The sequence below is a fragment of the Nocardioides sp. NPDC057772 genome (assembly GCF_042798075.1).
Taxonomy (GTDB): domain Bacteria; phylum Actinomycetota; class Actinomycetes; order Propionibacteriales; family Nocardioidaceae; genus Nocardioides.
Map to the genome: position 1 here is coordinate 1 of NZ_JBHVKN010000005.1, position 22,292 is coordinate 22,292.

Consider the following 22,292-nt stretch of genomic DNA (forward strand, 5'->3'; position numbering starts at 1 on the left):
TACCACATGGGGGTGGTCGACGCCGACGGCGCCTACGTCCCGCCCGGGGCCCGTGGGTAGCTGCTGCTGCGCAGCGAACAGCCGTTCCCCTTCGCCTCCGGCTACTTCGGCATGCCGGAGGCGACCACAGCGGCCTGGCAGGACCTGTGGTTCCACACGGGCGACCGCGTCGTCGTGGAGGCGGACGGGTCGTTGCGCTTCGTCGACCGGATCAAGGACGTGATCCGTCGACGCGGCGAGAACATCTCGTCGGTGGAGGTCGAGGACGTGCTCCGCGCGCACCCGGCCGTCGCCGACGTCGCGGTCTACGCCGTCGACTCCGAGCTCGGTGAGGACGAGGTCATGGCGGCGGTCGTCGCCAAGGATGCACAGGACCTGAACTTCGAGGATCTCGTCGAGTTCTGCGTCCCACGGCTGGCGGCGTACGCCATCCCCAGGTTCATGGTCCGGCTCGACGCCCTCCCGCTGACCGAGAACGGCAAGGTCCGCAAACCAGAGCTTCGCAGCCGTGGGACCGACGGGGCATGGGACCGGCAGCCGCCGCGTCTGCGCCCGACCGCTCCTGCTTCGGCATCAACAGAACGGACACCACATGCGTGAGTACAAGAACTTCATCGACGGTCGGTTCACCGACGGCGCCGAGGCGTTCGCCGACGTCGACCCGGCCACCGGGCAGCAGGTCGCCTGGGTGCACGAGGCGGACGCCGGCCTCGTCGACCAGGCGGTCCGGGCAGCCCGGGCGGCCCTGGACGGACCCTGGGGGCGTACGTCGGTGCAGGAGCGCTGCACCCTGCTGCGTCGCGTGGCCGACGAGATCGACCGGAGAGCCGACGACCTGCTGGCTGCCGAGGTCGCCGACACCGGCAAGCCGGAGGCCGGCGCTCGGGCCCTCGACATCGCCCGCGCGGCCGCCAATTTCCGCGCCTTCGCCGACGTCATGGGCGCCGAGGGCGTGGAGTCCTACCTCCAGGACCTGGGCGGGGACCGACAGGCGCTGAACTACGCGGTCCGCAAGCCGCTGGGCGTGGTGGCCGCGATCGTGCCCTGGAACCTGCCGCTCCTGCTGCTGACCTGGAAGCTGGCGCCCGCCCTGGCGTGCGGCAACACCCTCGTGGTCAAACCGTCCGAGGAGACACCGGGCTCTGCCACCGTGCTCGCCGAGGTGCTCGCCGCGGCCGGTGTGCCGAACGGGGTCTACAACGTCGTCCACGGGTTCGGATCCGGATCGGCCGGTGAGCACCTCACCAGCCACCCGGGCATCGACGGCGTCACCTTCACCGGCTCGACGGCCACCGGCGCCGGCATCATGAAGGCCGTCGCACCCCGCATTCGACCGGTCTCCTTCGAACTCGGCGGCAAGAACGCCGCCGTCGTCTTCGCCGACGCCGACCTCGACGCCACCATCGCCGGCCTGACACGTTCCGTGTTCGCCAACACCGGCCAGGTGTGCCTGTGCACGGAGCGCGTCTACATCGAGCGCTCGGTCTTCGACGAGGTGACCGAACGGCTCGTCGCGGCGGCCGAGGCGCTTCACCTCGGGGCCCCGTCGGATCCCACGACGACGACAGGGCCGGTGATCTCTCGGGCCCACCAGAAGAAGATCCTCGACTACCTCGACCTCGCCGAGCAGGCGGGCGCCAAGGTGCTGACCGGCGGGCGCGCCGCCGAGCCCGGCGGTGCACTGAACGGCGGGTTCTGGATCGAGCCGACCCTCTGGACAGGGATGACCAACAGCGACCGCCCGGTCCGCGAGGAGATCTTCGGGCCCGTCGCCGCTCTGATGCCCTTCGACACCGAGGAGGAGGCGATCAGACTGGCGAACGACACCGACTACGGCCTCGCCGCCGCGGTCTGGACGACCGATCTGGGTCGCGCGCACCGCGTCGCAGGTCGGATGCAAACCGGGATCTCCTGGGTCAACACCTGGTTCCTACGCGAACTGCGATCACCATTCGGCGGCATCGGTCTGTCCGGCATCGGCCGTGAGGGTGGTCGCCACTCGCTCGACTTCTACACCGAGACGACGAATGTGTGCGTGGCGCTGTGAACGGGTCAGAACAGCGTGACGTGACGACGCAGGCCGACGTGGTCCCTCACGTCGCCGAACTCCTCGACACCGCGCAGCAGAGCGCCACTCCGGTGAGCACGGCGACACCGTGGCCGCAGCTGAACCTCGATGAGGCGTACGCGAGCCAAACGGCGCTGATCGCTCGTCGGCACGCGCGCGGTGAGCACGGCGTCGGCCTCAAGCTCGGGTTCACCAGCGAGGCCAAGATGCGTCAGATGGGCGTGGACGAGGTCATCGTCGGCCAGCTCACCGACGGCATGCAGGCCGCCGACGGAGGCCTGATCGACCTCGGCGCGCTCATCCACCCGCGCGTCGAGCCCGAGATCGCCTTCCTGATCGGCACCGCCGTCGACCTCGCCGACCCGGACGTCGATCTGGAAGCGGCGATCACCGGCGTCGCGGCGGGGCTCGAGATCATCGACTCCCGCTACGACGGGTTCCGGTTCGACCTGCCGCGCGTGGTCGCCGACAACACATCGGCGGCGATGTTCGTCCTCGGACCGTGGCGTGCCCCAGACGAGGTGGACCTGGACGACATCCCGGTCACCCTCCGTGCCGGAGACGAGGTCGTCGCCGAAGGAACGACCGCGGCCATCCTCGGACACCCGCTGCGTACGCTGCCGCGCCTGGTCGCCCTCGGCGGCCGTCTGGGGCTACGGCTGCCTGCGGGCTCCGTCGTGCTCGCCGGTGCCGCGACCGAGGCCGTAACCCTTCGGCCGGGGCCGGTCAGCGCGACGGTCGCCGGGCTCGGCACGGTCCACGCCGTAGCTGTCGCGGACAGCGCCGGCCCGCTCGGCGAGGGCGGTGACTGATGAACGACGCGTTCCTGGTCGAGAGCAAGGCGCGGCCCCGGGGGCGGTTCCCGCACGCCCGCCGGGCGGGCGACCTGCTCTTCGTCTCCGGCACCAGCAGCCGCCGGCCCGACAACACCTTCGTCGGTGTCGAGGTCGACGAGCTCGGCACCACCCGCCTGGACATCCGTGCCCAGACGGCCGCCGTGATCGAGAACATCCGCGACATCCTGCGAGCCGCGGGCGGCGACCTCGGCGACCTCGTCCAGGTGACCTCTTACCTGGTCAACATGAACGACTTCGGCGGCTACAACGACGTCTACGGCTCCTACTTCGACGAGGCCGGACCGACCCGAACCACCGTCGCCGTCCACCAACTGCCCCACCCGCACCTGCTCATCGAGATCCAGGCCGTGGCGCACCTGCCCAGCCCCACCCCTCAGGAGGAAACGAAATGACTCAGTCGACCACCAACGTCCCGCCGGTGCTCAACTTCATGAAATGGATCAGCGAGCACGAGCCGGACCTGAAGCCGCCGGTCAACAACAAGGCGATCTTCACCGGCGACGACTTCATCGTCCAGGTCGTCGGCGGCCCGAACCAGCGGACCGACTTCCACGTCGACCCCTACGAGGAGTGGTTCCACCAGATCAAGGGCTCGATGTACGTCGACGTGATGACCGAGGACGGCAAGGTCACCGTCGAGATCAAGGAGGGCGAGACCTGGCTGCTGCCCGGCAATCTCCCTCACTCGCCCCAGCGCCCGGAGGCCGGGTCGATCGGCGTGGTCATCGAGCGGATCCGCGAGGAGGGGACCCTGGAGAAGTTCCAGTGGTACTGCCTCGAGTGCTCGGCGCTCGTGCACGAGGTCGAGCTCCAGGTTCGCGACATCGTGGCGGATCTACCCCCTGTGTTCACCGCGTTCTACGAGGACGAGGCCGCCCGCACCTGCGGCCAGTGCCACGCCCTCCACCCCGGAAAGGGCTGAGGCGCGTGACCTCGGCCATCGACGTACACACGCACTCCGTACCACGCGGGTGGCCGCAGCTCCCCGGCCCAGAGCCACGGCTGTGGCTCGACGTCACGAGCGAGAGCGAAGCGGTCATGATGATCGGCTCACGCGAGTTCCGGCGGATCAACTCCTCCGCATGGGAGGCCGACGTCCGTCTTGCCGCCATGGACGCCGACGACGTGGAGATGCAGGTGGTCTCACCGACCCCGGTGTTCTTCAGCTACGACGCGGCACCGTCCGACGCGGCCGCGATCTCCCGCATCTTCAACGACCTCGCGCTCGAGATCACCGCCGAGTCTCCGCGACTGCTCCCGTTCTGCCAGGTCCCTCTGCAGGACGCCGACCTCGCGTGCGCCGAGCTGGAGCGCTCCTTGGCGAACGGTCACGTCGGGGTGGAGATCGGGAACCACGTCGGCGACCGTGACCTCGACGACGCCGGCGTCGTGACCTTCCTCCAGCACTGTGCGAGTCTCGGCGTGCCGGTCTTCGTGCATCCTTGGGACCTGCCCAACTCACCACGGCTCGACCGGTGGATGGCGCAGTGGCTGACCGGGATGCCCGCCGAGACGCACCTCTCGATCCTGGCGATGGTGCTGGGCGGGGTCTTCGACCGGGTCTCGAGCGACCTGCGGATCTGCTTCGCGCACGGCGGCGGCTCCTTCCCGTACTGGCTGGGCCGGATGGACAACGCCTGGCACCACCGCCACGACGTCATCGGCACCTCGGAGCACCCGCCCTCGCACTACCGCGACAGGTTCTCGGTCGACACCGTGGTCTTCGAGGAGGCGCCGCTGCGCCTGCTGCTCGACACCCTGGGCGCCGATCACGTGATGGTGGGCAGCGACTACCCCTACCCGCTGGGGGAACGTCCGGTCGGCAACGTCGTACGGAAGGCGAGCTTCCTCAGCGACGGCGACCGGGACCTCCTGCTGCGCGGGAACGCCGCCACCTGGCTGGGCGCCGACCGGATGGCCGCGGCGTCGTGACCGTGGATCCGCTTCCCACGCACATGCGGGCCGTGGTCGCGAGCCGACCCGGAGGTCCGGACGTGCTCACCGTGAGCCGGCGAGCGGTCCCGCGGCCGGGAGCCGGTGAGGCGCTGGTCCGCGTCGTCGCCGCCGGGGTCAACCGTGCCGACCTGATGCAACGGGCCGGCACGTATCCCGGGGTGGCGGCGGACCCGATCCTCGGCCTGGAGGTCTCCGGCGTCGTGGTCGCCACCGGCGCCGGTGTCCCGGACGACCTGATCGGCCGCGAGGTGTGTGCGCTGCTGCCCGGAGGCGGGTACGCCGAGTACGTCGCCGTGCGAGCGACCCACCTCGCGCCGGTGCCTGCGACCGTCTCCACGCGTGACGCCGGCGGTCTGATGGAGGCCGCCGCGACCGTGTGGTCGAACCTCTACATGCCGAATCCGCCCGAGCCCGGGTCCTGGATGCTCGTGCACGGTGGCGCCAGCGGCATCGGCTCGCTCGCCATCCAGTTCGCCGTCGCGTACGGCCTGCGGGTGGCGACCACGGTCGGCTCGCCCGAGAAGGGCTTGTTCGTCGAGAAGCTGGGCGCGGAACTGGTGATCGACCATCGCCGACAGGACTTCGCCGAGGAGCTGCTCGACCGGGGCATCAGGCCCGCGACCGTGCTCGACATCATCGGCGCGGACTACCTGGACCGGAACCTGAAGGTGCTCGGCCGGGGCGGACGCCTGGCGATCATCGCGCACCAGAGCGGCTCGTCGACCCAGATCGACCTCACCCGCCTTCTCGTCGGGAACCTGACGGTGGCCGGAAGCGGCCTGCGGATGCGTCCCGACCACGAGAAGGACCGGATCATCGACGATCTCGTCCGGAACATCTGGCCGCTGTACGAACGCGGCGCGATCCTCCCCACGACCCACGTAGCCCTCCCCTTCGAGCGGGCTGCGGAGGCACACCTTCTGCTGGAGCGATCCCACCACCGCGGCAAGGTCCTGCTCCTCGCAGACCCGGACCTGTCGCCGACACCCGAGAGGCACGCATGAACACCCCTCCCACCCGGATCCTCTACCAGAGCTTCACCGATCCCGCGGTGCACCAGCCCTACCTGAAGAGGCTGGAGGCCTACCTCACCGAGATCGCGGCGCCCGGGGTCACCTACGAGGTCAGGGGAATCAGCCCGGCCGACACCCAGCTGGGCAGACTCAGCGAGCTCCGTTGCGGCGTCCAGTCGATCGAGGGCATCGTCGAGGCGGCGTCGGAAGGCTTCGACGCCGTCCTCGTCGGCCACTTCCAGGATGCGTGCCTCTACGAGGCGCGGACCGCGGTGGACATCCCCGTCATCGGCCACGGTGAAGCCAGCATGCTCCAGGCGTGCATGCTGGGTGGCCGTATCGGCCTGGTGACCCTCGACCCCGTCTACCTCCCATGGCACCGCGAACAGATCGCACGCTACGGCCTGGACTCTCGGGTGGTCGACGTCCGCGCGTTCCGGCTGACCCCTGACCAGGCGGTCGCTGCCTACGACGACGAACTGGCCTACCAGTCGATCAAGGACACCTTCATCTCGCTGGCCAGCACGATGGTGCAGGAGAGCCAGATCGACGTGGTGATGTCGGCCGGGGGCCTGTTTGCCCTCCTCAGCGCCGACGACCACGTCGAGGTGCCGGGCGCCCTGGTGGCGAACCCGACGCTCCTCGCCGTACGGCAGGCCGAGGCATCGGTCGCGATCGCGCGCGCCTCGGGAACTCCGGTCTCTCGCGGAGGCACCTTCGCGCGAGCAACTCAACAAGCAATAGACGAACTTCTCGCTCTCGTAAAGGGGACTCGATCATGACGACACTCAGCTACACCGCCGACGCCGTGGCGACCGGCGACGGTCGTAACGGACACGTCCGCTCCAGCGATGCCCTGGTCGACCTGGATCTGGGCATTCCCGAAGACCTGGGCGGTGCCGGAGGCCACGTCAGCAACCCCGAGCAGCTGTTCGCCGCCGGCTACTCGGCGTGCTTCCTCTCGGCCCTGAACTCGGTCGCGCGCGCACAACGCGTCAAACTCCGTGGCGCGCAGGTTCAGGCCAAGGTGACGATCAGCGGGGGCAGCGCCGGCTTCGATCTGGCGGTGGAACTGGTCGCCCTCCTGCCCGATGTCCCGGCGGAGACCGGCGAGGCGCTGCTCGAGGCCGCACACCGCAAGTGCCCGTACTCGAGGGCTGTCGCGGGCAACATCCCCGTGAAGCTGTCGCTGGACCAGCAGTCCTGACCTGACGCCGCCCTCCCACTTGTCCCACCACACGATTCGTGTTTAGGTAAGCCTTACCTAAACATGGAGGTGTCATGGAGTCGACTCCCCGTATTGCCCGCAGCATCCTGTCCTGCCCCCGCGGGGGCAGCGTGGTGATCGACGGCATCCCCTACTCGATGGAGGAGCTCGAGATGCAGGGGTTCGCCGACGACGGCGGGCGGCCGACCTTCCTCTGCCCGCCCGAGCAGCGGATGGCGTACGCCGGCCGTCGCGGCAGCCATGTCGTGCTGGTCCTGCAGGGCGCGCTCGGCGACCGCGAGGCGGTCCGGCTCACCGGCACGCTCCGGTGGCTGCGTACGGATGCCTGCACGTGCTGCGAGACGGAGTGGGAGGAGATCGTCATGGACGTCGCCAACGTCATGCTGGTCCGCCCGACCGGTGAGGCGGTGCCGATCCCGCTCGACGCCTTCACCGACCGCGACCTCGACCTCAACGACGGCGTGCTGCATCGCAACCAGGACCATCTCAACAACCATCACGGCAACGAGCTCCGCGAGGCGGTCGCGACCCGCTCCTACATCCCGGTCGACACCATCCTGGCCGCGCAGATCACCGGGCTCTGCGCCGATGGTTTCGAGTTCCAGTGGGTCGACGAACGCGGTGCCCACAGCGCGCGCACCACCTTCGACCGACCCGCCCGGACACCCGAGGATCTCGTCGCCGGAGTGCGGAAGGCCCTCGCCGCCGAGATCTGCTGAGCGGAACACCCGCCTCCATTCGGGTTCCCGGGACGCAAATCCCATGTACATTGGTTGATAGACCAACGTCGCAAGGAGGCTCGGATGGTTGTGCAGACACTTCGCTCGATCGGTGGCTACGTGGGCGCCGTCGCCGGCACCCCGGTCCGGATGATCACACCGACCCGGCCCACGGCCCGGCGGGAGTACGACGAGACGCTGCGTACGTTGTCGGAGGCGTCGGTCGAGAAGTACTTCAACGCGTTCAAGGACGTCGACTGGGACGCGCCGGAGATGGCCATCGAGGAGGACGACGAGCGCTGGATCCTGCCCACGCTCGACCTGCTCGGCGCCCACCCGTGGTACCAGTCGCTGCCGAAGGCGCGGCAGATCGAGGTCGGTCGACACCGGCTCACCGCGATGGTCAAGACGGGCTCCCAGTTCGAGCAGCTGCTGCTCCTGGGCGGCACCCAGTTCCTGATGGGCGTCGACAACGGCGACCCCGAGTTCCGCTACTTCATGCACGAGCTCACCGAGGAGACCCACCACATCCAGATGTTCCAGGAGTTCACCAACCGGGTCTGCCCCGACGTCTCGGGCGCACCCGGCTGGCTGATGCGGGCGATCCCGCTCGTGGGACACCTCGGCGCGCTCTACCCGGCCCTCTTCTTCGCGATCATCCTGGCCGGCGAGGAGCCGATCGACCACGTGCAGAAGGAGGCCATGCGCGGCGGCGGCACCCACCCGCTCCTCGACCAGATCATGGCGATCCACATCGCCGAGGAGGCCCGCCACATCGGCTTCGCGCACGCCTGGCTCGAGGAGCACGCCCCGTCGCTCAACCCGGTCTCGCGCCTGGCCCTCGGCATCCTCACGCCGCTCGCGATGCGCTTGGGCTCCGACGCGATCATCATCCCGTCGCGTGCCGACCGCGAGCTCATGGGCCTCCCCGACGAGGTCGTCCGCGAGGTCTGGGGCACCGGGCCCGAGGCCGCCGCGTTCCGCCGTCACCTCTTCGCCGACGTGCGGATGCTCTTCGACAACCTCGGGCTGCGTACGCCGCTGACCCGGTGGTCCTGGCGGGTGCTCGGGGTCGACGGACGGCCGGCGCGGTTCCGCGCCGAGCCGCCCACCGCAGCCGCCTAGGCGAAGCCTGGACTAGGCGAAGCCTGGACTAGGCGGGGACCGGCAGCGACCGGCTGATGATCTCCTTCATGATCTCGGTCGTGCCGGCGTAGATCTGCTGGACCCGTAGGTCGGTGAAGGCTCGGGCGATGGGGTACTCCTCCATGTAGCCGTAGCCGCCGTGCATCTGCACGCACTTGTCGACGACCTTCATGGCACGCTCGGAGCACCAGTACTTCGCCATCGCGACCGTCGGGATGTCGAGCTCACCCTTGACGTGCAGCTCGATGCACTCGTCGATGAACGAGCGGGCCACCCGGGCCTCGGTGGCGACCTCCGCCATCGTGAACTTGGTGTTCTGAAAACCGAAGACCGGGCGCCCGAAGGCGGTGCGGGTGTGGACGTAGGAGATCGTCTCCTGGTAGGCGAACTCCATCGCCGCGACACAGCCGAGCGCGACGATCAGGCGCTCCTGCGGCAGCTGCAGCATGAGCTGGACGAAACCCTCCCCCTCCGTGGCGCCGAGCAGGTTGGTCGCCGGGATGCGTACGTCGTCGAAGAAGAGCTCGCAGGTGTCCTGACCCTTCATCCCGATCTTGTTCAGCACCCGGCCCCGCCGGAAGCCAGGGGTGTCGGTGGGGACGATCACCAGGGAGATCCCGGCACCCTTCTCCTCCGGGTTGGTCTTGACCGCGACCAGCACCATGTCGGCCTGGTTCCCGTTGGTGATGAACGTCTTGGCGCCGTTGACGACGTAGTCGTCACCGTCGCGGATCGCCTTCGTGGTGATCGACTGGAGGTCCGAGCCGGTGCCGGGCTCGGTCATCGCGACGGCGGCGACCACCTCGCCGCTGGCCATCTTGGGCAGCCACTCCTGCTTCTGCTCCTCGGTGCCGTACGCCACCAGGTAGTGGGCCACGATGCCGCTGTGCAGCGGTGCTCCCCACGAGGAGTCGCCGACGCGGGCCTGCTCCTCGATCAGCACGGCCTCGTGGGCGAAGGTGCCGCCACCACCGCCGTACTCCTCCGGCACGGAGAGGCAGAGCAGACCGAGCTCGCCGGCCTTCGTCCAGAGCTCACGGTCGACCTGCTTGTTGGCGATGAAGGACTCGATGTTGGGCTTGATCTCCTTCTCGCAGAAGGTGCGGGCGAGGTCGCGCAGGTCCTCGAGGTCCTGGTCCATCCAGGGAGAGCGGCGGGTCACGGGCATTCCTTCCGGTCGCGCATCCCACGGTATGTGGGACACGATGTGCTGGATACAGGTTGTATCACCGTATCGGACCTGGGTACAAGGTGTATCACCGCTACGGTGAACACGTGGTGGACGTTGCGAAGTGGGTCGACTCGACGGTGCGGCGCCGATCGGCGAAGGAGGCGCTCGAGGACGACTCGCGGCGCTCTCGAGTGGTGATCGCCGCGGTCGAGGCCATCGAGGAGGGCGGCCCGACGGTCGGGATGGCCCAGATCGCCGAGCGGGCCGGACTGCCGCGACCCAACGTCTACCGGCACTTCGCCAGCAAGGACCAGCTCGACGCGGAGGTGACCCGGTTCGCCGCCAACGAGCTGCTGCGCCGCGTACGCCCCAACCTGGCGCGCACGGGGACACCCCATGAGGTGATCGGCGGGGTCATCGCCCCGTGCGTCGACTGGGCCGCCGAACACCCCAACCTCTACCGCTTCGTCGCCGCCCAGCAGCAGACCAAGGCGCTGCACCGCGCCCGGATGGGACGCACCCGGTTCCTCAACGAGCTCGTCGAGGCGATGCGCGGCTACCTGAGCGACTCCGAGCTCAGCGGGGAGCCTCCCGACGGCGTCCTGGCTGGGTTGATGGGGATGGTCGACGCCAGCATCATCTGGTGGCTCGACCACGAGGACGAGACCCGCGACCAGGTGGTCGCCCGACTCACCCGGCAGGTCGCCGGCGTGCTCTTCGACCTGCTCGCCCAGCTCGGGCTCGAGATACCCGAGGACATGGTCTTCACCCCACGGGCATGATGGTGGCGACCCCGCCGGTCAACACACAGCGATCAGAGTGAGCAACGAGGAGCAGCGATGCCGAACACCGACAACAGGTCCGCGAACATCGGCGTGGTGGGCCTGGCCGTGATGGGGTCCAACCTGGCCCGCAACCTCGCCTCGCGCGAGGGCAACACGGTGGCGGTCTACAACCGCACCTACGCCCGCACCGAGGAGCTCCTCACCGAGCACCCCGAGGCCGGATTCCTCGCCTCCGAGACGATCGACGACTTCGTGGCGACCCTGGCCAAGCCGCGTACGGCGATCATCATGGTGCAGGCCGGCAAGGGCACCGACGCGGTGATCGAGCAGCTGGCCGAGCGGTTCGAGCCCGGCGACATCATCGTCGACGGCGGCAACGCCAACTTCAACGACACCATCCGCCGCGAGCGCGAGCTGCGCGAGCGGGGCCTGAACTTCGTCGGCACCGGCATCTCCGGCGGCGAGGAGGGTGCCCTCAACGGCCCCTCGATCATGCCCGGCGGCTCGGCCGAGGCCTGGGAGACGCTCGGCCCCATCCTGAAGAGCATCGCCGCGGTGGCGGAGGGCGAGCCGTGCGTGACCCATGTCGGCACCGACGGCGCGGGCCACTTCGTGAAGATGGTCCACAACGGCATCGAGTACGCCGACATGCAGCTGATCGCGGAGGCCTACGACCTCCTCCGGCGGGTGGGCGGCCTCTCGGTGGCGCAGCTGGTCGACGTCTTCAAGGACTGGAACTCCGGTGACCTGGAGTCCTACCTGATCGAGATCACCGCCGAGGTGCTCGCCCAGACCGACGCCGAGACCGGCTCGCCGCTCGTCGATGTCATCCTCGACGAGGCCGGCTCGAAGGGCACCGGTGTCTGGACCGTGCAGAACGCTCTCGGCCTCGGCATCCCGGTCTCCGGCATCGGCGAGGCGGTCTTCGCCCGCGCGGTCTCCTCCAAGCCGGCGCAGCGCGGGGCGGTGCGCTCCACGGTGAAGTCGCGCCCGAAGGCGCCCGAGGTGCCCGACACGTTCGTCGACGACGTACGCGCGGCCCTGTATGCCTCGAAGGTGGTCGCCTACGCACAGGGGTTCGACCTGATCGTGGCCGGAGCGAAGGAGTACGGCTGGGACATCGACCTCGGCGCGCTGGCCAAGATCTGGCGGGCGGGCTGCATCATCCGGGCCCGGTTCCTCAACCGGATCGTGGACGCGTACGCCACCAAGCCCGACCTGGAGACGCTGCTGGTCGACCCCTACTTCGCCGACGCCGTCGCCTCCGGCGAGGAGGCGTGGCGGCGCGTCGTCGGGATCGCGGCGGCCTCCGGCGTACCGGCTCCCGGGTTCTCCTCGGCGCTCGCCTACTTCGACTCGCTCGCCGCCGACCGGCTCCCGGCCGCGCTCATCCAGGGCCAGCGGGACTTCTTCGGCGCGCACACCTACAAGCGCGTGGACAAGGACGGCACCTTCCACACGCTGTGGTCCGACGACCGCTCGGAGATCGCGACGACGCCCTCGACCCACTAGGCGGGAGATACCGAACTTGGGGCTGTCGGCACAGCGAGGGGCGGTCCTAGCCTGAGGCATGGGCTTCGACGTCGCCGCCGAGAGGTACGCCCGCTTCATGGGGCGCTACGCCGAACCCCTCGCACCCCGCTTCGCCGACTTCGCCCGGGTCAGCATGGGCCAGCGGGTGCTCGACGTCGGCTGCGGGCCGGGCACGCTCACCCGCCACCTGGTGACGCTCACCGAGGCCCACCTGGTGGCGGCCGTCGACCCCTCGCCGCCCTTCATCGAGGCGGTCGCGCGGCAGCTCGCGAGGGTCGACGTGCACACCGGGGTCGCCGAGGCGCTTCCCTTCGCCGACAACTGGTTCGACGTATCGCTGGCGCAGCTGGTCGTGCACTTCATGACCGACCCGGAGGCCGGCATCAAGGAGATGGTCCGGGTCACCCGTCCCGGCGGCACCGTCGCGGCGTGCGTCTGGGACACCGACACCGGAGCCGTCGCGCCGTTCTGGGCGTGCGTGCACGAGATCGACCCGGAGGCCGAGGACGAGGCTCTTCTCGCCGGCTCCCGACTGGGCGACCTCGAGAACCTGTTCAAGAAGGTGGGTCTTCGCAAGGTCGAGCCCAGCGGCCTGGTCGTCCGCATCACCCACCCGACCTTCGAGGACTGGTGGGACCCCTACACCTTCGGCGTGGGACCGGCGGGCGACTACGTGGCATCCCTCGACGACGCCGGCCGTACGGCGCTCGAGGAGGTCGCCCGGCGCAGGCTGGGGAAGGGTCCGATCACGGTGACCGCGACAGCCTGGGCGGCCCGCGGGACCGTCGCCTAGACCCGTCGTCGACGTCCGTTTCCTCCCGCGTGGCAATTTGCATTGCTTTCCTATCGCCCATAAGGTTGTAAAAGTCAACCAATCAAAGGGGCGATGATGGAGCAGGCGACCTACCGCGACCTGATGCATCGACTCAGCGAGGTCTGGGCCGTCAAGAAGACCCTGACCCGCAACCTCCCGCCCGACCTGCCGGCCGGGTCCGCGAGCGTGCTGGGTCTGCTGAGTCGGCACGGCGAGATGACCATCAGCGAGCTCACCGACCTGCTCGCCATCGACATCTCGGTGACCAGCCGCCATGTGTCCTACCTCGCCGACCACGGCTGGCTGGACCGCTCCCCCAACCCGGCCGACGGGCGCTCGCGCCTGCTGCGCCTCACCGACTCCGGGCACGACCTGCTCACCGGCTTCGCCGACCAGAGCACCGAGCTTCTCGCCGAGCGGCTCGGCGGCTGGAGCGACGAGGACGTCCACGAGCTGATCCGGCTCATGCACAAGCTGCACGACAGCCTCGTCTGCCCGGCGCACCCCCTCACCCACGTACGCAGCTAGGAAGGAAAGTCCATGGCAACGACGACAGCCGAGCGGACTCACGCCGGACCGCCGGGAGGCGCGTCCGACGACGGCTTCCAGATGTCTCACCGCGAGATCATGGAGGCGCTCTCGGGCCTGCTGCTCGGCATGTTCGTGGCGATGATCTCCTCCACGATCGTCTCCAACGCCCTGCCCGAGATCATCGCCGACATCGGCGGCGGGCAGTCGGCCTACACCTGGGTGGTCACGGCCTCCCTGCTCACCATGACGGCCACCACCCCGCTGTGGGGCAAGATGGCCGACCTGTTCAGCAAGAAGCTGCTCATGCAGGTCTCGCTGGTCCTCTTCGTCGCCGCCTCGGCCGTCGCGGGCCTGGCCCAGAACCCGGGCGAGCTCATCGCGGCGCGAGCCATCCAGGGCATCGGCATGGGCGGCCTGACCGCCTTGGCCCAGGTCATCATGGCGGCGATGATCTCGCCGCGTGAGCGCGGCCGCTACTCGGGCTACCTCGGCGCCGTCTTCGCGGTCGCGACCGTCGGCGGCCCGCTGCTCGGTGGGGTCATCACCGACGCCGACTCGCTCGGCTGGCGCTGGTGCTTCTACGTCGGGATCCCGTTCGCGGTGATCGCGTTCGTCGTCCTGCAGAAGACGTTGCACCTGCCCGTCGTCAAGCGCGAGGGCGTCAGGGTCGACTGGGCCGGCGCCTTCTTCATGGCCGCCGGCGTCTCCCTGCTGCTCATCTGGGTCACCTTCGCCGGAGACAGGTACGACTGGGCGTCCTGGCAGACCGCGGCCATGGTCGGCGGCTCCGTGCTGCTCCTGCTGACCTTCGTCCTCGTCGAGTCCCGCGCCAAGGAGCCGATCGTCCCGCTGCGGCTCTTCGCCAACCGCACGATCACGCTCTCCTCGCTCGCCTCGCTCTTCGTCGGCGTGGCGATGTTCGCGGGCACGATCTTCTTCAGCCAGTACTTCCAACTGGCCCGCGGCGAGTCGCCGACGATGGCCGGGGTGATGACGATCCCGATGATCGCGGGGCTGTTCGTCTCCTCGACCGTCTCCGGCCAGATCATCACCCGCACCGGGAAGTGGAAGGCCTGGCTGGTCGTCGGCGCCCTTCTCATCGTCGGTGGGCTCGGCCTGCTCGGCACGATCCGCTACGACACCGAGTACTGGCACGTCGCCGTCTTCATGGCGGTCCTCGGGCTCGGCGTCGGAATGACGATGCAGAACCTGGTCCTCTCCACGCAGAACCAGGTCGCGCCCGCCGACCTCGGCGCGGCCAGCTCGATGGTGACGTTCTTCCGCAGCCTCGGTGGTGCGATGGGCGTCTCCGCGCTCGGCGCACTGATGGCCCACCGGGTCACCGACTATGTCTCGGACGGCCTCACGGACCTCGGTCCGAAGTACGCCGCCCTGGCTCAGGGCACCTCCGGCGAGATCCCGGACATGGACAAGGTGCCGGAGCCGCTGCGGACGGTGCTGGAGAGCGCCTACGGGCACGGCATCGCCGACATCTTCCTGGTCGCCGCGGCGGTCGCGGTCGTCGCGCTGGTGTTCGTGGTGTTCATCAAGGAGGTGCCGCTGAAGACCAAGGGCGGGCTCGCCCAGGCTGCCGAGGAGGCAGCCTCGGTCGACGGGCCGGCCGCGGTCGCCGAGGGTATCGTCGGAGTACCCGAGCAGCACCCTGCCCCTGCTGCTCCCGTCTCCCCCGGCATCCCGCTGTACGGGTTCGTCCGCGGTTCGGGGAGCGTCCCGGTCCCGCACGCCGCGGTCACGCTGATCTCGCTGTCCGGGCGCCAGCTCGGCCGCTCGGTCGCGCACGCCGACGGCTCCTACGCGGTGGACGCACCGGGCTCGGGGACGTACGTCCTGATCGCCTCGGCCGACGGCTTCCAGCCGCAGGCCTCGACCGTGGTCGTGGGCGGTGAGCCGGTGGCGTACGACCTCCTGCTCAGCGGCACCACCGGCCTCAAGGGCATCGTGCGCGGCGGCGAGGACGGCGCGCCGGTCTCCGGTGCGATGGTGATCGTGACCGACGTACGCGGCGACCTGCTCTCCACCGGCACGACCGTCGCGGACGGCACCTTCTTCATCGACGAGCTGGTCCCGGGACCGGCCACCGTGGCGGTCAACGCGGAGGGGTTCCGTCCGCACGCGGTTCCGGTCGAGATCGGCGCCACCGGGGTGACCCGGATCGAGGTGGAGATGGTCACCGGCGCCCGACTGACCGGCGTGGTGAAGTCGGCCTTCGGCCCCCTCGCCGACGCCCGGGTGACGCTGGTCGACGCGGCCGGCAACGTGGCCGGGACCGCGACGACGGGCCCGGACGGGGCGTACGCCTTCGCCGATCTGGACAGCGGCGACTACACCGTCCTGGCCACCAGCTACCCACCGGCGGCAGGCGCGGTGAGCCTCACCGGCCACGGTGTGGACGGCCACGAGATCGTCCTCTCCCACCCCGAGGACTGATCGCGATGGCACTGACCGCACAGATCCGCACCCGCGACGGCTGGGCCGTGGCGCACGCGGTCGTCACCCTCACCGACACGGCCGGCGGTCAGGTGCTGCGCGCCGAGGCCGACGAGGACGGTGTCGTCACCGACGACACCGTCCTCGCCCCCGGGCCGTACGTCGCGATCGTCACCGCCATCGGCTGGTCCCCTGTCGCGGCGACCGCGATGGTGACCGCCTCCGGTCTCGCGTCCCTCGGGACCGTCACGCTGACCCGCCAGGGCGACACGTCGCTCCCGGCCCCTGGCCCGTGGACGATCGACCCCGCGCACTCCACCGTCGGCGCGGTCGCCCAGCACCTCGGCATCTCCAGCGTGCGCGGCCGGTTCACCGACTTCTCCGGAGTCGTCGAGATCGCTCCCGATCATCTGGAGAAGTCGCGCGTAGAGGCCATCATCCGGGCCGCCTCGATCGACACCGGCAACCGGATGCGTGACGACCACCTCCGCAGCGGCGACTTCCTCGACGTGGACGCGTTCCCCGAGGTCGTCTACCGCTCCACCGGACTCACCCCGGCCGGAGCGGATCGCTGGACCGTCCACGGCGAGCTCTCGATGCACGGCCAGACCCGCCCCGTCGACCTCGACGTCGCCTATCTCGGCACCGGTCCCGACGCCTGGGGCGGCACCCGCGCCGCCTTCCGTGCGACCGCCCAGCTACGACGCGAGGACTTCGCGATGAACTACAACCAGGCCGTCGCCGCCGGCATCGCCGCCATCGGCACGACCCTCAAGGTCGAGCTGGACATCCAGGCCGTCCAGGGCGACTCGCTGCCGGCCTGAGCTCGCGGCGGGCGGATCACCGACGGTCGACTGAGACTCTGCGAATATGAGTGCATGGAGCTGCGCCATCTTCGCTACTTCGTCGCGGTCGCCGAGGAGCGCCACTTCGGCCGGGCGGCCGAGCGGCTCCACATGGCACAGCCGCCGCTGTCGCAGCAGATCCGCCAGCTCGAGGCCGAGCTGGGGCTGACCCTGCTCACCAGGACGACGAGACGGGTCGACCTGACGCCTGCGGGGGCGGCGTACCTGGAGCGGGCGCGGGAGATCCTCGGCGCCGTCGACGCCGCCGCGCACGAAGCCGCCAGCATCGCCTCCGGTCGGCGCGGGCGGCTGCTGATCGGGTGCGTCGGGTCGGCGACGTACTCGCTGCTGCCCGCCCTCGCGCGCACCCTGCGGGCGGAGCTGCCCGAGGTGGAGTTCGGGTTCCGGGGCGAGATGCTCTCGCCGGACCAGGCCGCGGCGCTCACCGAGGGCACCCTCGACCTCGGCCTGCTCCGTCCCCTGCCCGACTCCGCCGGCCTCTCGATCACCCACGTGCGCCAGGAGAGTCTGCTGGTGGCGATGCCGAAGGACCACCGCTTCGCCGCCCGTCGTCGCGTACGCATCGCCGACCTCGACGGCGAGGGCCTCGTCATCCACGCCGGCAGCGGCCGCTCGGCGATGAACGCGATGATCCAGCGCCTCTTCCACGAAGCCGGGATCAGCACCCACATCGCCCACGAGGTCGCCGAGACCTCCACCCTGGTCACCTTCGTGGCCGCCGGCCTCGGCGTCGCCATCGTCCCCGAGCCCACCGCCGCCCTCGCCGTCCCCGGCGTCGTCTACGTCCCTCTCATCGGCACCCCTGGCGTCGAGCTCGTCGCCGCCACCCGGGCCGGCGACGAGAGCCCGCTGCTCACCCGCGCGCTGGCCATCCTGGCCGGCCTCAGCGCCGACTAGCCGAGTCGGGTCAGCGGCAGCGCAGGGTCTGTGAGGGGGCGACGCCGTAGGCCTGGCGGTAGGCGGCGGCAAAGCGGCCGAGGTGGGTGAAGCCCCAGCGGTAGGCGACCTCGGCGACGGTGTCGCCGTGGCTGGCGATGAGATCGGCGTGGACGCGCTCGAGGCGGATCTCCTGCAGCTTCTGGGTCGGGGTGCGGCCGAGGTAGCGCTGGAAGCCCTGCTGGAGGCGGCGGATGCCGACGTCGGCCTCGCGGGCCAGGTCCGAGACGGTCCACTCCCTGGCCGGGTCGGCCTCCATGGCCTCCACGACCCGGGAGACGATGCGCGGCTGAACGGAGCCGACGGCGGGCTCCTCGGGGAAGCAGGCGGCGACGAAGGCCGCGGTGAGCGTCCCGGCCAGCCGGCGGCGTACGCGTTCGTCGCCCACCAGCGCCGGGTTGCGCATCGCCTCGGTGCCGAGGGAGCCCAGCAGGCCGATCCAGGCACGGGCGCCGTCGGCGCGCAGATCGAGCTGGGCGGGCAGCCGGTCGGTGTGCAGGCCGACCAGGGCGGCGACCTCGTCGACCAGGTAGTCGCGGTCGACCCGCATGCCGACGATCGAGCAGTCGGCCGACCAGCGGGTCATCTTGGTCGGCCGGTCGGGAGGGCACACGGTCGCCTGACCATCGAGGGAGAGCACGTGGGCGCCGCCGACGTTGGCCTCGAGGACACCGCTGCGCGGGACGTTGACCGCCCAGGCCCCCGGGTGGTCGGACTCGACCGACACCTCCGCACCCCAGCCGATCCGGGTCAGCCGGACGGGACCGAGGTCGACCGCACGTAGCTCGGCGGGGCGGGTGGGCCGGCCACGCATGGACAGGGCATGCGGGAAGTAGGCCTGGGAGACCTCGTCGGAGAAGGTCTCCATGTCGCCGGACGATCCGGACGACCCCGACGAAACGGTGAGAGTGCCGGTCACGCTCATCTGCCACCCCCTAGTGACGTCCTTCACATTAACAGCGCATCGGCCTCCAGCCGAGAGCCTCCGGAAACCGTCCACAAACCGGGTGCGCAATCCGGACAACCCCTTCGCCCAGCGGATCGCCGCCCTCGCGATCCGGACCTACCGTCGTCCTCCGACGTGACCGCCGCCACACATCCTGCGGCCCGACGAAGGAGGAGCTCCATGGACCCACGCACCCTGCGGTCGACCTTCGGCCGCTTCGCGACCGGCGTCACCGTGATCACCTGCCGCACCCCCGACGGCGCCCACCACGGCGCCACGGTCACGGCCTTCACGCCGATCTCGCTCGACCCGCCGCTGGTGCAGGTCGCCCTGACACGTACGTCCAAGGCGGCCGCCTATCTCGACGGCGCCTCGTTCGCCGTCAACGTGCTCGCGGCCGACCAGAGCGACATCGCCATGCACTTCGCCGGACGCCCGTGCGGCGACCCGCTCCCCTGGCGTGAAGGCGCGACGGCACCGCGGCTCGGCGGGACCGCCGCGACGCTGGTGTGCCGCCCGTGGCGTACCGACGACGGCGGCGACCATCTGTTGTTCCTCGGTGAGGTCGTCGAGGTGATCACCACCGACCGCAAGCCGCTGCTCTTCCACGACAGCGCCTTCCACCACATCGGCAACCCGTCCTCGGAGGTCGTCTGGCTCGGCTGCCAGGACGACCCGCACACCGGCTGGTTCGACGCGACCACGTCGTTCACCGCCGTCGAGACTCCCGCGATCCCGCGATCCACCCACTACTGACGCCAACCACCAACCAGACCAAGGAGAGACACCATGACCGACACCCTCGCCCCCGAGTCCCAGACCGACGGCCCGCCGACCGTCAACCCGGCCGCCGAGTCGCCCGCCAACAAGCAGACCAACTTCGCCTCCCGGCCGATGACCGGCGACGAGTACATCGAGAGCCTGCGCGACGGCCGCGAGATCTACCTGCACGGCGAGCGGGTCGAGGACGTCACCACCCACCCGGCCTTCCGCAACCCGGTGCGGATGACCGCGCGCCTCTACGACGCCCTGCACTCAGGCCCGCACGTCGACGAGCTCACCGTGCCGACCGACACCGGCAACGGCGGTGTCACGATGCCGTTCTTCAAGACCCCGACGTCCTCGGCCGACCTGCTCAAGGAGCGCGACGCGATCGCGCGCTGGGCGAAGATGACGTACGGCTGGATGGGCCGCTCCCCCGACTACAAGGCCAGCTTCCTCGGCACCCTGCACGCCAACAAGGAGCTGTACGCCCCGTTCCAGGACAACGCCGAGCGCTGGTATCGCGAGTCCCAGGAGAAGGTCCTCTACTGGAACCACGCGATCATCAACCCGCCGGTCGACCGCCAGCTGCCGCCGGACGAGGTCGGCGACGTCTACATGAAGGTCGAGAAGGAGACCGACGCCGGCCTGATCGTCTCCGGTGCCAAGGTCGTCGCGACGGGCTCGGCGATCACCAACTACAACTTCATCGCCCACTACGGCCTGCCGATCCGCAAGAAGCAGTTCGCACTGATCTGCACCGTCCCGATGGACGCCCCCGGCATCAAGCTGATCTGCCGCTCGTCCTACACCGAGCAGGCGGCCCGGAACGGCGAGCCGTTCGACTACCCGCTGTCGAGCCGGATGGACGAGAACGACACCATCTTCATCTTCGACAAGGTACTTGTGCCCTGGGAGAACGTCTTCATGTACGGCGACGTCGACCGGATCAACGCCTTCTTCCCGCAGTCGGGATTCCTGCCCCGGTTCACCTTCCAGGGCTGCACCCGTCTGGCGGTCAAGCTCGACTTCATCGCCGGCCTGCTGATGAAGGCGCTCGACGCCACCGGCTCGGGCGGCTTCCGCGGCGTACAGACGCGGGTCGGCGAGGTCATCGGCTGGCGCAACCTGTTCTGGTCCCTGACCGAGTCGATGGCCCGTGACCCCGAGCCGTGGATCGGCGACGCGGTCATCCCGAAGCTGGAGTACGGCCTGACGTACCGGATGTTCATGATCCACGGCTATCCGCGGGTCAAGGAGATCATCGAGCAGGACGTCGCCTCCGGGCTGATCTACCTGCCCTCCGGCGCCGCCGACTTCAAGAGCCCCGAGGTGCGGCCGTACCTGGACAAGTACGTCCGTGGCTCCAACGGCATCACCGCCGTCGACCGGGTGAAGGTCATGAAGGCGCTGTGGGACTCGATCGGCTCCGAGTTCGGCGGCCGTCACGAGCTCTACGAGCGCAACTACTCGGGCAACCACGAGAACGTGAAGGCCGAGCTCCTCTTCGCCGCCCAGAACCGCGGCGGGGCGGACGCGATGAAGGGCTTCGCCGACGAGTTCTTGGCCGAGTACGACCTCGACGGCTGGACCGTGCCGGACCTGTTCTGACCTACCGCCTCAGCTGACAGGGCGGTGCCTCGGTCCGGGGCGCCGCCCTGTCAGCGCAGGATCAACCAGAGGCCCACGACGGAGGGCAGGATCCCGAGGATCAGCCACGGCGTGAACGGGCTGCGCCGGTGGATCAGGAATCCACCGCCGAGACCCAGCACCCCGAAGGCCGCCGCGATGACGCACAGCCCGATGCGCGAGCTCTGGTAGACCGGGTCGATCGCCACGGCGCCGATGACCAGCCCGACCACCAGGTGGGCGACGGTGAACACGACGAGGACGGACGCGACCCACTGCTTCACGTGGGTGAGCGACTTGTCGTTGACCGGCCGGATCGGGTTGTCCGGGTCCATCAGGTGGCGCGGTCGTCGCGGTTGCTCGTTCACGGTCCCATACTTGCAGACCAATTGTTTGTGCACAAATTATTGGTACGCTAACTACATGCCGACGAAGAAGCATCCTCTCACGGAGATCGAGAACCCGCTGGCGCTCGATCAACAGGTCTGCTTCGGCCTCGCCGTCGCCGCGCGCAGCGTCATCGCCCTCTACCGCCCGCTCCTGGAGCCCATGGGCCTGACCCACCCGCAGTATCTGGTCATGCTGGCCCTTTGGGAGGAGGAGCCACTGCGCGTCTCCGAGCTGGGCCGGAAGGTCCAGCTCGACCCCGGCACCCTCTCCCCTCTGCTCAAGCGCCTCGAGGCCCAGGACTACATCCGGCGCGAGCGCAACAAGCACGACGAGCGCTCGCTCGCCGTGGTGCTGACCGAGCGCGGGCGCGCGCTGCGCGACGACGCAGAGAAGATCCCGCCTGCGATCGTCGAGCGCCTCGACATGAGCGTCGAGGAGCTCATGGAGCTCCACCGCCGACTGCTGGAAGTCATCACCGCAGCGACCCGATGAAC

Annotated in this window: 24 protein-coding genes; 21 read left to right on the plus strand and 3 right to left on the minus strand. The window is 69.7% G+C overall.

Annotated features, from left to right (window positions below):
* Positions 1 to 111 precede the first annotated feature (111 nt).
* The 11 genes from ACFVJS_RS01845 to ACFVJS_RS01895 all read left to right on the plus strand — a co-directional run bounded on the left by ACFVJS_RS01845 (position 112) and on the right by ACFVJS_RS01895 (position 8,966).
* Positions 112 to 600 (plus strand): hypothetical protein, encoded by a 489-nt coding sequence (locus tag ACFVJS_RS01845; protein WP_378876876.1) that lies wholly within the window; start codon positions 112 to 114, stop codon positions 598 to 600.
* On the plus strand, positions 593 to 2,047 hold the full coding sequence (locus tag ACFVJS_RS01850) for a 2-hydroxymuconic semialdehyde dehydrogenase (protein WP_378876878.1): 1,455 nt from the start codon (positions 593 to 595) through the stop codon (positions 2,045 to 2,047). The genes ACFVJS_RS01845 and ACFVJS_RS01850 overlap by 8 nt, the downstream gene beginning before the upstream one ends.
* A 20-nt stretch (positions 2,048 to 2,067) precedes the next feature.
* The gene (locus ACFVJS_RS01855; RefSeq protein WP_378876880.1) at positions 2,068 to 2,880 is read left to right on the plus strand and encodes a 2-keto-4-pentenoate hydratase; all 813 of its coding nucleotides are present in this window, start codon (positions 2,068 to 2,070) and stop codon (positions 2,878 to 2,880) included.
* Positions 2,880 to 3,317 carry a RidA family protein gene (locus ACFVJS_RS01860; RefSeq protein WP_378876882.1) on the plus strand — a complete coding sequence of 146 codons (438 nt, stop codon included), beginning with the start codon at positions 2,880 to 2,882 and terminating at the stop codon, positions 3,315 to 3,317. The genes ACFVJS_RS01855 and ACFVJS_RS01860 overlap by 1 nt, the downstream gene beginning before the upstream one ends.
* Positions 3,314 to 3,847 carry a 3-hydroxyanthranilate 3,4-dioxygenase gene (locus ACFVJS_RS01865; protein WP_378876884.1) on the plus strand — a complete coding sequence of 178 codons (534 nt, stop codon included), beginning with the start codon at positions 3,314 to 3,316 and terminating at the stop codon, positions 3,845 to 3,847. Before ACFVJS_RS01860 ends, ACFVJS_RS01865 begins: the two co-directional genes overlap by 4 nt.
* Before the next feature lie 5 nt (positions 3,848 to 3,852).
* Positions 3,853 to 4,857 carry an amidohydrolase family protein gene (locus ACFVJS_RS01870; protein WP_378876886.1) on the plus strand — a complete coding sequence of 335 codons (1,005 nt, stop codon included), beginning with the start codon at positions 3,853 to 3,855 and terminating at the stop codon, positions 4,855 to 4,857.
* Positions 4,858 to 4,880: 23 nt separating this feature from the next.
* Entirely contained in the window at positions 4,881 to 5,885 is a 1,005-nt protein-coding gene (locus ACFVJS_RS01875) for an NAD(P)H-quinone oxidoreductase (protein WP_378877037.1), read from the plus strand.
* A complete protein-coding gene (locus ACFVJS_RS01880; RefSeq protein ID WP_378876888.1) occupies positions 5,882 to 6,676 on the plus strand; it encodes an aspartate/glutamate racemase family protein in 795 nt (264 codons plus the stop codon). The genes ACFVJS_RS01875 and ACFVJS_RS01880 overlap by 4 nt, the downstream gene beginning before the upstream one ends.
* The gene (locus ACFVJS_RS01885) at positions 6,673 to 7,101 is read left to right on the plus strand and encodes an Ohr family peroxiredoxin (RefSeq protein ID WP_378876890.1); all 429 of its coding nucleotides are present in this window, start codon (positions 6,673 to 6,675) and stop codon (positions 7,099 to 7,101) included. The genes ACFVJS_RS01880 and ACFVJS_RS01885 overlap by 4 nt, the downstream gene beginning before the upstream one ends.
* 74 nt (positions 7,102 to 7,175) lie before the next feature.
* The gene (locus tag ACFVJS_RS01890) at positions 7,176 to 7,841 is read left to right on the plus strand and encodes a DUF2470 domain-containing protein (RefSeq protein WP_008361992.1); all 666 of its coding nucleotides are present in this window, start codon (positions 7,176 to 7,178) and stop codon (positions 7,839 to 7,841) included.
* Between the two features lie 84 nt (positions 7,842 to 7,925).
* Positions 7,926 to 8,966, plus strand: coding sequence for a diiron oxygenase (locus ACFVJS_RS01895; protein ID WP_378876893.1), 1,041 nt, complete (start codon positions 7,926 to 7,928; stop codon positions 8,964 to 8,966).
* 28 nt (positions 8,967 to 8,994) lie between these two features.
* Here the strand turns inward: ACFVJS_RS01895 and ACFVJS_RS01900 are convergent, their stop codons facing one another.
* A complete protein-coding gene (locus tag ACFVJS_RS01900; protein WP_378876895.1) occupies positions 8,995 to 10,149 on the minus strand; it encodes an acyl-CoA dehydrogenase family protein in 1,155 nt (384 codons plus the stop codon).
* A 113-nt stretch (positions 10,150 to 10,262) separates the two neighbouring features.
* Here ACFVJS_RS01900 and ACFVJS_RS01905 point away from each other — a divergent pair, with 113 nt between their 5' ends.
* From ACFVJS_RS01905 to ACFVJS_RS01935, 7 genes are all read left to right on the plus strand, one after another.
* Positions 10,263 to 10,940 (plus strand): TetR/AcrR family transcriptional regulator, encoded by a 678-nt coding sequence (locus ACFVJS_RS01905; protein WP_378876898.1) that lies wholly within the window; start codon positions 10,263 to 10,265, stop codon positions 10,938 to 10,940.
* A 57-nt stretch (positions 10,941 to 10,997) separates the two neighbouring features.
* The gene (gndA, locus tag ACFVJS_RS01910; protein ID WP_378876900.1) at positions 10,998 to 12,455 is read left to right on the plus strand and encodes an NADP-dependent phosphogluconate dehydrogenase; all 1,458 of its coding nucleotides are present in this window, start codon (positions 10,998 to 11,000) and stop codon (positions 12,453 to 12,455) included.
* A 58-nt stretch (positions 12,456 to 12,513) separates the two neighbouring features.
* A complete protein-coding gene (locus ACFVJS_RS01915) occupies positions 12,514 to 13,269 on the plus strand; it encodes a class I SAM-dependent methyltransferase (protein ID WP_378876902.1) in 756 nt (251 codons plus the stop codon).
* 96 nt (positions 13,270 to 13,365) lie between these two features.
* Complete coding sequence (locus tag ACFVJS_RS01920) at positions 13,366 to 13,818, plus strand: MarR family winged helix-turn-helix transcriptional regulator (protein WP_378876904.1); 453 nt, start codon at positions 13,366 to 13,368, stop codon at positions 13,816 to 13,818.
* A 12-nt stretch (positions 13,819 to 13,830) separates the two neighbouring features.
* On the plus strand, positions 13,831 to 16,269 hold the full coding sequence (locus ACFVJS_RS01925) for an MFS transporter (protein WP_378876906.1): 2,439 nt from the start codon (positions 13,831 to 13,833) through the stop codon (positions 16,267 to 16,269).
* Between the two features lie 5 nt (positions 16,270 to 16,274).
* The gene (locus tag ACFVJS_RS01930; RefSeq protein WP_378876908.1) at positions 16,275 to 17,093 is read left to right on the plus strand and encodes a YceI family protein; all 819 of its coding nucleotides are present in this window, start codon (positions 16,275 to 16,277) and stop codon (positions 17,091 to 17,093) included.
* 54 nt (positions 17,094 to 17,147) lie between these two features.
* A complete protein-coding gene (locus ACFVJS_RS01935; protein WP_378876910.1) occupies positions 17,148 to 18,032 on the plus strand; it encodes a LysR family transcriptional regulator in 885 nt (294 codons plus the stop codon).
* Between the two features lie 10 nt (positions 18,033 to 18,042).
* On the opposite strand, the gene ACFVJS_RS01940 is transcribed toward ACFVJS_RS01935, so the two are convergent.
* Entirely contained in the window at positions 18,043 to 18,996 is a 954-nt protein-coding gene (locus tag ACFVJS_RS01940; protein ID WP_378876912.1) for an AraC family transcriptional regulator, read from the minus strand.
* Positions 18,997 to 19,197: 201 nt separating this feature from the next.
* On the opposite strand from ACFVJS_RS01940, the gene ACFVJS_RS01945 reads away from it, so the two are divergent.
* Positions 19,198 to 19,773, plus strand: coding sequence for a flavin reductase family protein (locus ACFVJS_RS01945; RefSeq protein WP_378876914.1), 576 nt, complete (start codon positions 19,198 to 19,200; stop codon positions 19,771 to 19,773).
* A 33-nt stretch (positions 19,774 to 19,806) separates the two neighbouring features.
* Positions 19,807 to 21,390, plus strand: coding sequence for a 4-hydroxyphenylacetate 3-hydroxylase family protein (locus tag ACFVJS_RS01950; RefSeq protein ID WP_378876916.1), 1,584 nt, complete (start codon positions 19,807 to 19,809; stop codon positions 21,388 to 21,390).
* Between the two features lie 50 nt (positions 21,391 to 21,440).
* Here the strand turns inward: ACFVJS_RS01950 and ACFVJS_RS01955 are convergent, their stop codons facing one another.
* Positions 21,441 to 21,776 (minus strand): hypothetical protein, encoded by a 336-nt coding sequence (locus tag ACFVJS_RS01955; protein ID WP_378876918.1) that lies wholly within the window; start codon positions 21,774 to 21,776, stop codon positions 21,441 to 21,443.
* Between the two features lie 55 nt (positions 21,777 to 21,831).
* On the opposite strand from ACFVJS_RS01955, the gene ACFVJS_RS01960 reads away from it, so the two are divergent.
* A complete protein-coding gene (locus tag ACFVJS_RS01960) occupies positions 21,832 to 22,290 on the plus strand; it encodes a MarR family winged helix-turn-helix transcriptional regulator (protein ID WP_378876920.1) in 459 nt (152 codons plus the stop codon).
* The last annotated feature ends 2 nt before the right edge of the window (positions 22,291 to 22,292 follow it).

What these genes read in the sequence shown, in the direction of transcription:
- ACFVJS_RS01845 (WP_378876876.1), top strand. Translation starts at nt 112, where the DNA reads ATGCCGGAGGCGACCACAGCGGCCTGGCAGGACCTGTGGTTCCACACG.
- ACFVJS_RS01850 (WP_378876878.1), top strand. Translation starts at nt 593, where the DNA reads ATGCGTGAGTACAAGAACTTCATCGACGGTCGGTTCACCGACGGCGCC.
- ACFVJS_RS01860 (WP_378876882.1), top strand. Translation starts at nt 2,880, where the DNA reads ATGAACGACGCGTTCCTGGTCGAGAGCAAGGCGCGGCCCCGGGGGCGG.
- ACFVJS_RS01865 (WP_378876884.1), top strand. Translation starts at nt 3,314, where the DNA reads ATGACTCAGTCGACCACCAACGTCCCGCCGGTGCTCAACTTCATGAAA.
- ACFVJS_RS01875 (WP_378877037.1), top strand. Translation starts at nt 4,881, where the DNA reads ATGCGGGCCGTGGTCGCGAGCCGACCCGGAGGTCCGGACGTGCTCACC.
- ACFVJS_RS01880 (WP_378876888.1), top strand. Translation starts at nt 5,882, where the DNA reads ATGAACACCCCTCCCACCCGGATCCTCTACCAGAGCTTCACCGATCCC.
- ACFVJS_RS01885 (WP_378876890.1), top strand. Translation starts at nt 6,673, where the DNA reads ATGACGACACTCAGCTACACCGCCGACGCCGTGGCGACCGGCGACGGT.
- ACFVJS_RS01890 (WP_008361992.1), top strand. Translation starts at nt 7,176, where the DNA reads ATGGAGTCGACTCCCCGTATTGCCCGCAGCATCCTGTCCTGCCCCCGC.
- ACFVJS_RS01895 (WP_378876893.1), top strand. Translation starts at nt 7,926, where the DNA reads ATGGTTGTGCAGACACTTCGCTCGATCGGTGGCTACGTGGGCGCCGTC.
- gndA (WP_378876900.1), top strand. Translation starts at nt 10,998, where the DNA reads ATGCCGAACACCGACAACAGGTCCGCGAACATCGGCGTGGTGGGCCTG.
- ACFVJS_RS01915 (WP_378876902.1), top strand. Translation starts at nt 12,514, where the DNA reads ATGGGCTTCGACGTCGCCGCCGAGAGGTACGCCCGCTTCATGGGGCGC.
- ACFVJS_RS01920 (WP_378876904.1), top strand. Translation starts at nt 13,366, where the DNA reads ATGGAGCAGGCGACCTACCGCGACCTGATGCATCGACTCAGCGAGGTC.
- ACFVJS_RS01925 (WP_378876906.1), top strand. Translation starts at nt 13,831, where the DNA reads ATGGCAACGACGACAGCCGAGCGGACTCACGCCGGACCGCCGGGAGGC.
- ACFVJS_RS01930 (WP_378876908.1), top strand. Translation starts at nt 16,275, where the DNA reads ATGGCACTGACCGCACAGATCCGCACCCGCGACGGCTGGGCCGTGGCG.
- ACFVJS_RS01935 (WP_378876910.1), top strand. Translation starts at nt 17,148, where the DNA reads ATGGAGCTGCGCCATCTTCGCTACTTCGTCGCGGTCGCCGAGGAGCGC.
- ACFVJS_RS01940 (WP_378876912.1), bottom strand. Translation starts at nt 18,996, where the DNA reads ATGAGCGTGACCGGCACTCTCACCGTTTCGTCGGGGTCGTCCGGATCG.
- ACFVJS_RS01945 (WP_378876914.1), top strand. Translation starts at nt 19,198, where the DNA reads ATGGACCCACGCACCCTGCGGTCGACCTTCGGCCGCTTCGCGACCGGC.
- ACFVJS_RS01950 (WP_378876916.1), top strand. Translation starts at nt 19,807, where the DNA reads ATGACCGACACCCTCGCCCCCGAGTCCCAGACCGACGGCCCGCCGACC.
- ACFVJS_RS01960 (WP_378876920.1), top strand. Translation starts at nt 21,832, where the DNA reads ATGCCGACGAAGAAGCATCCTCTCACGGAGATCGAGAACCCGCTGGCG.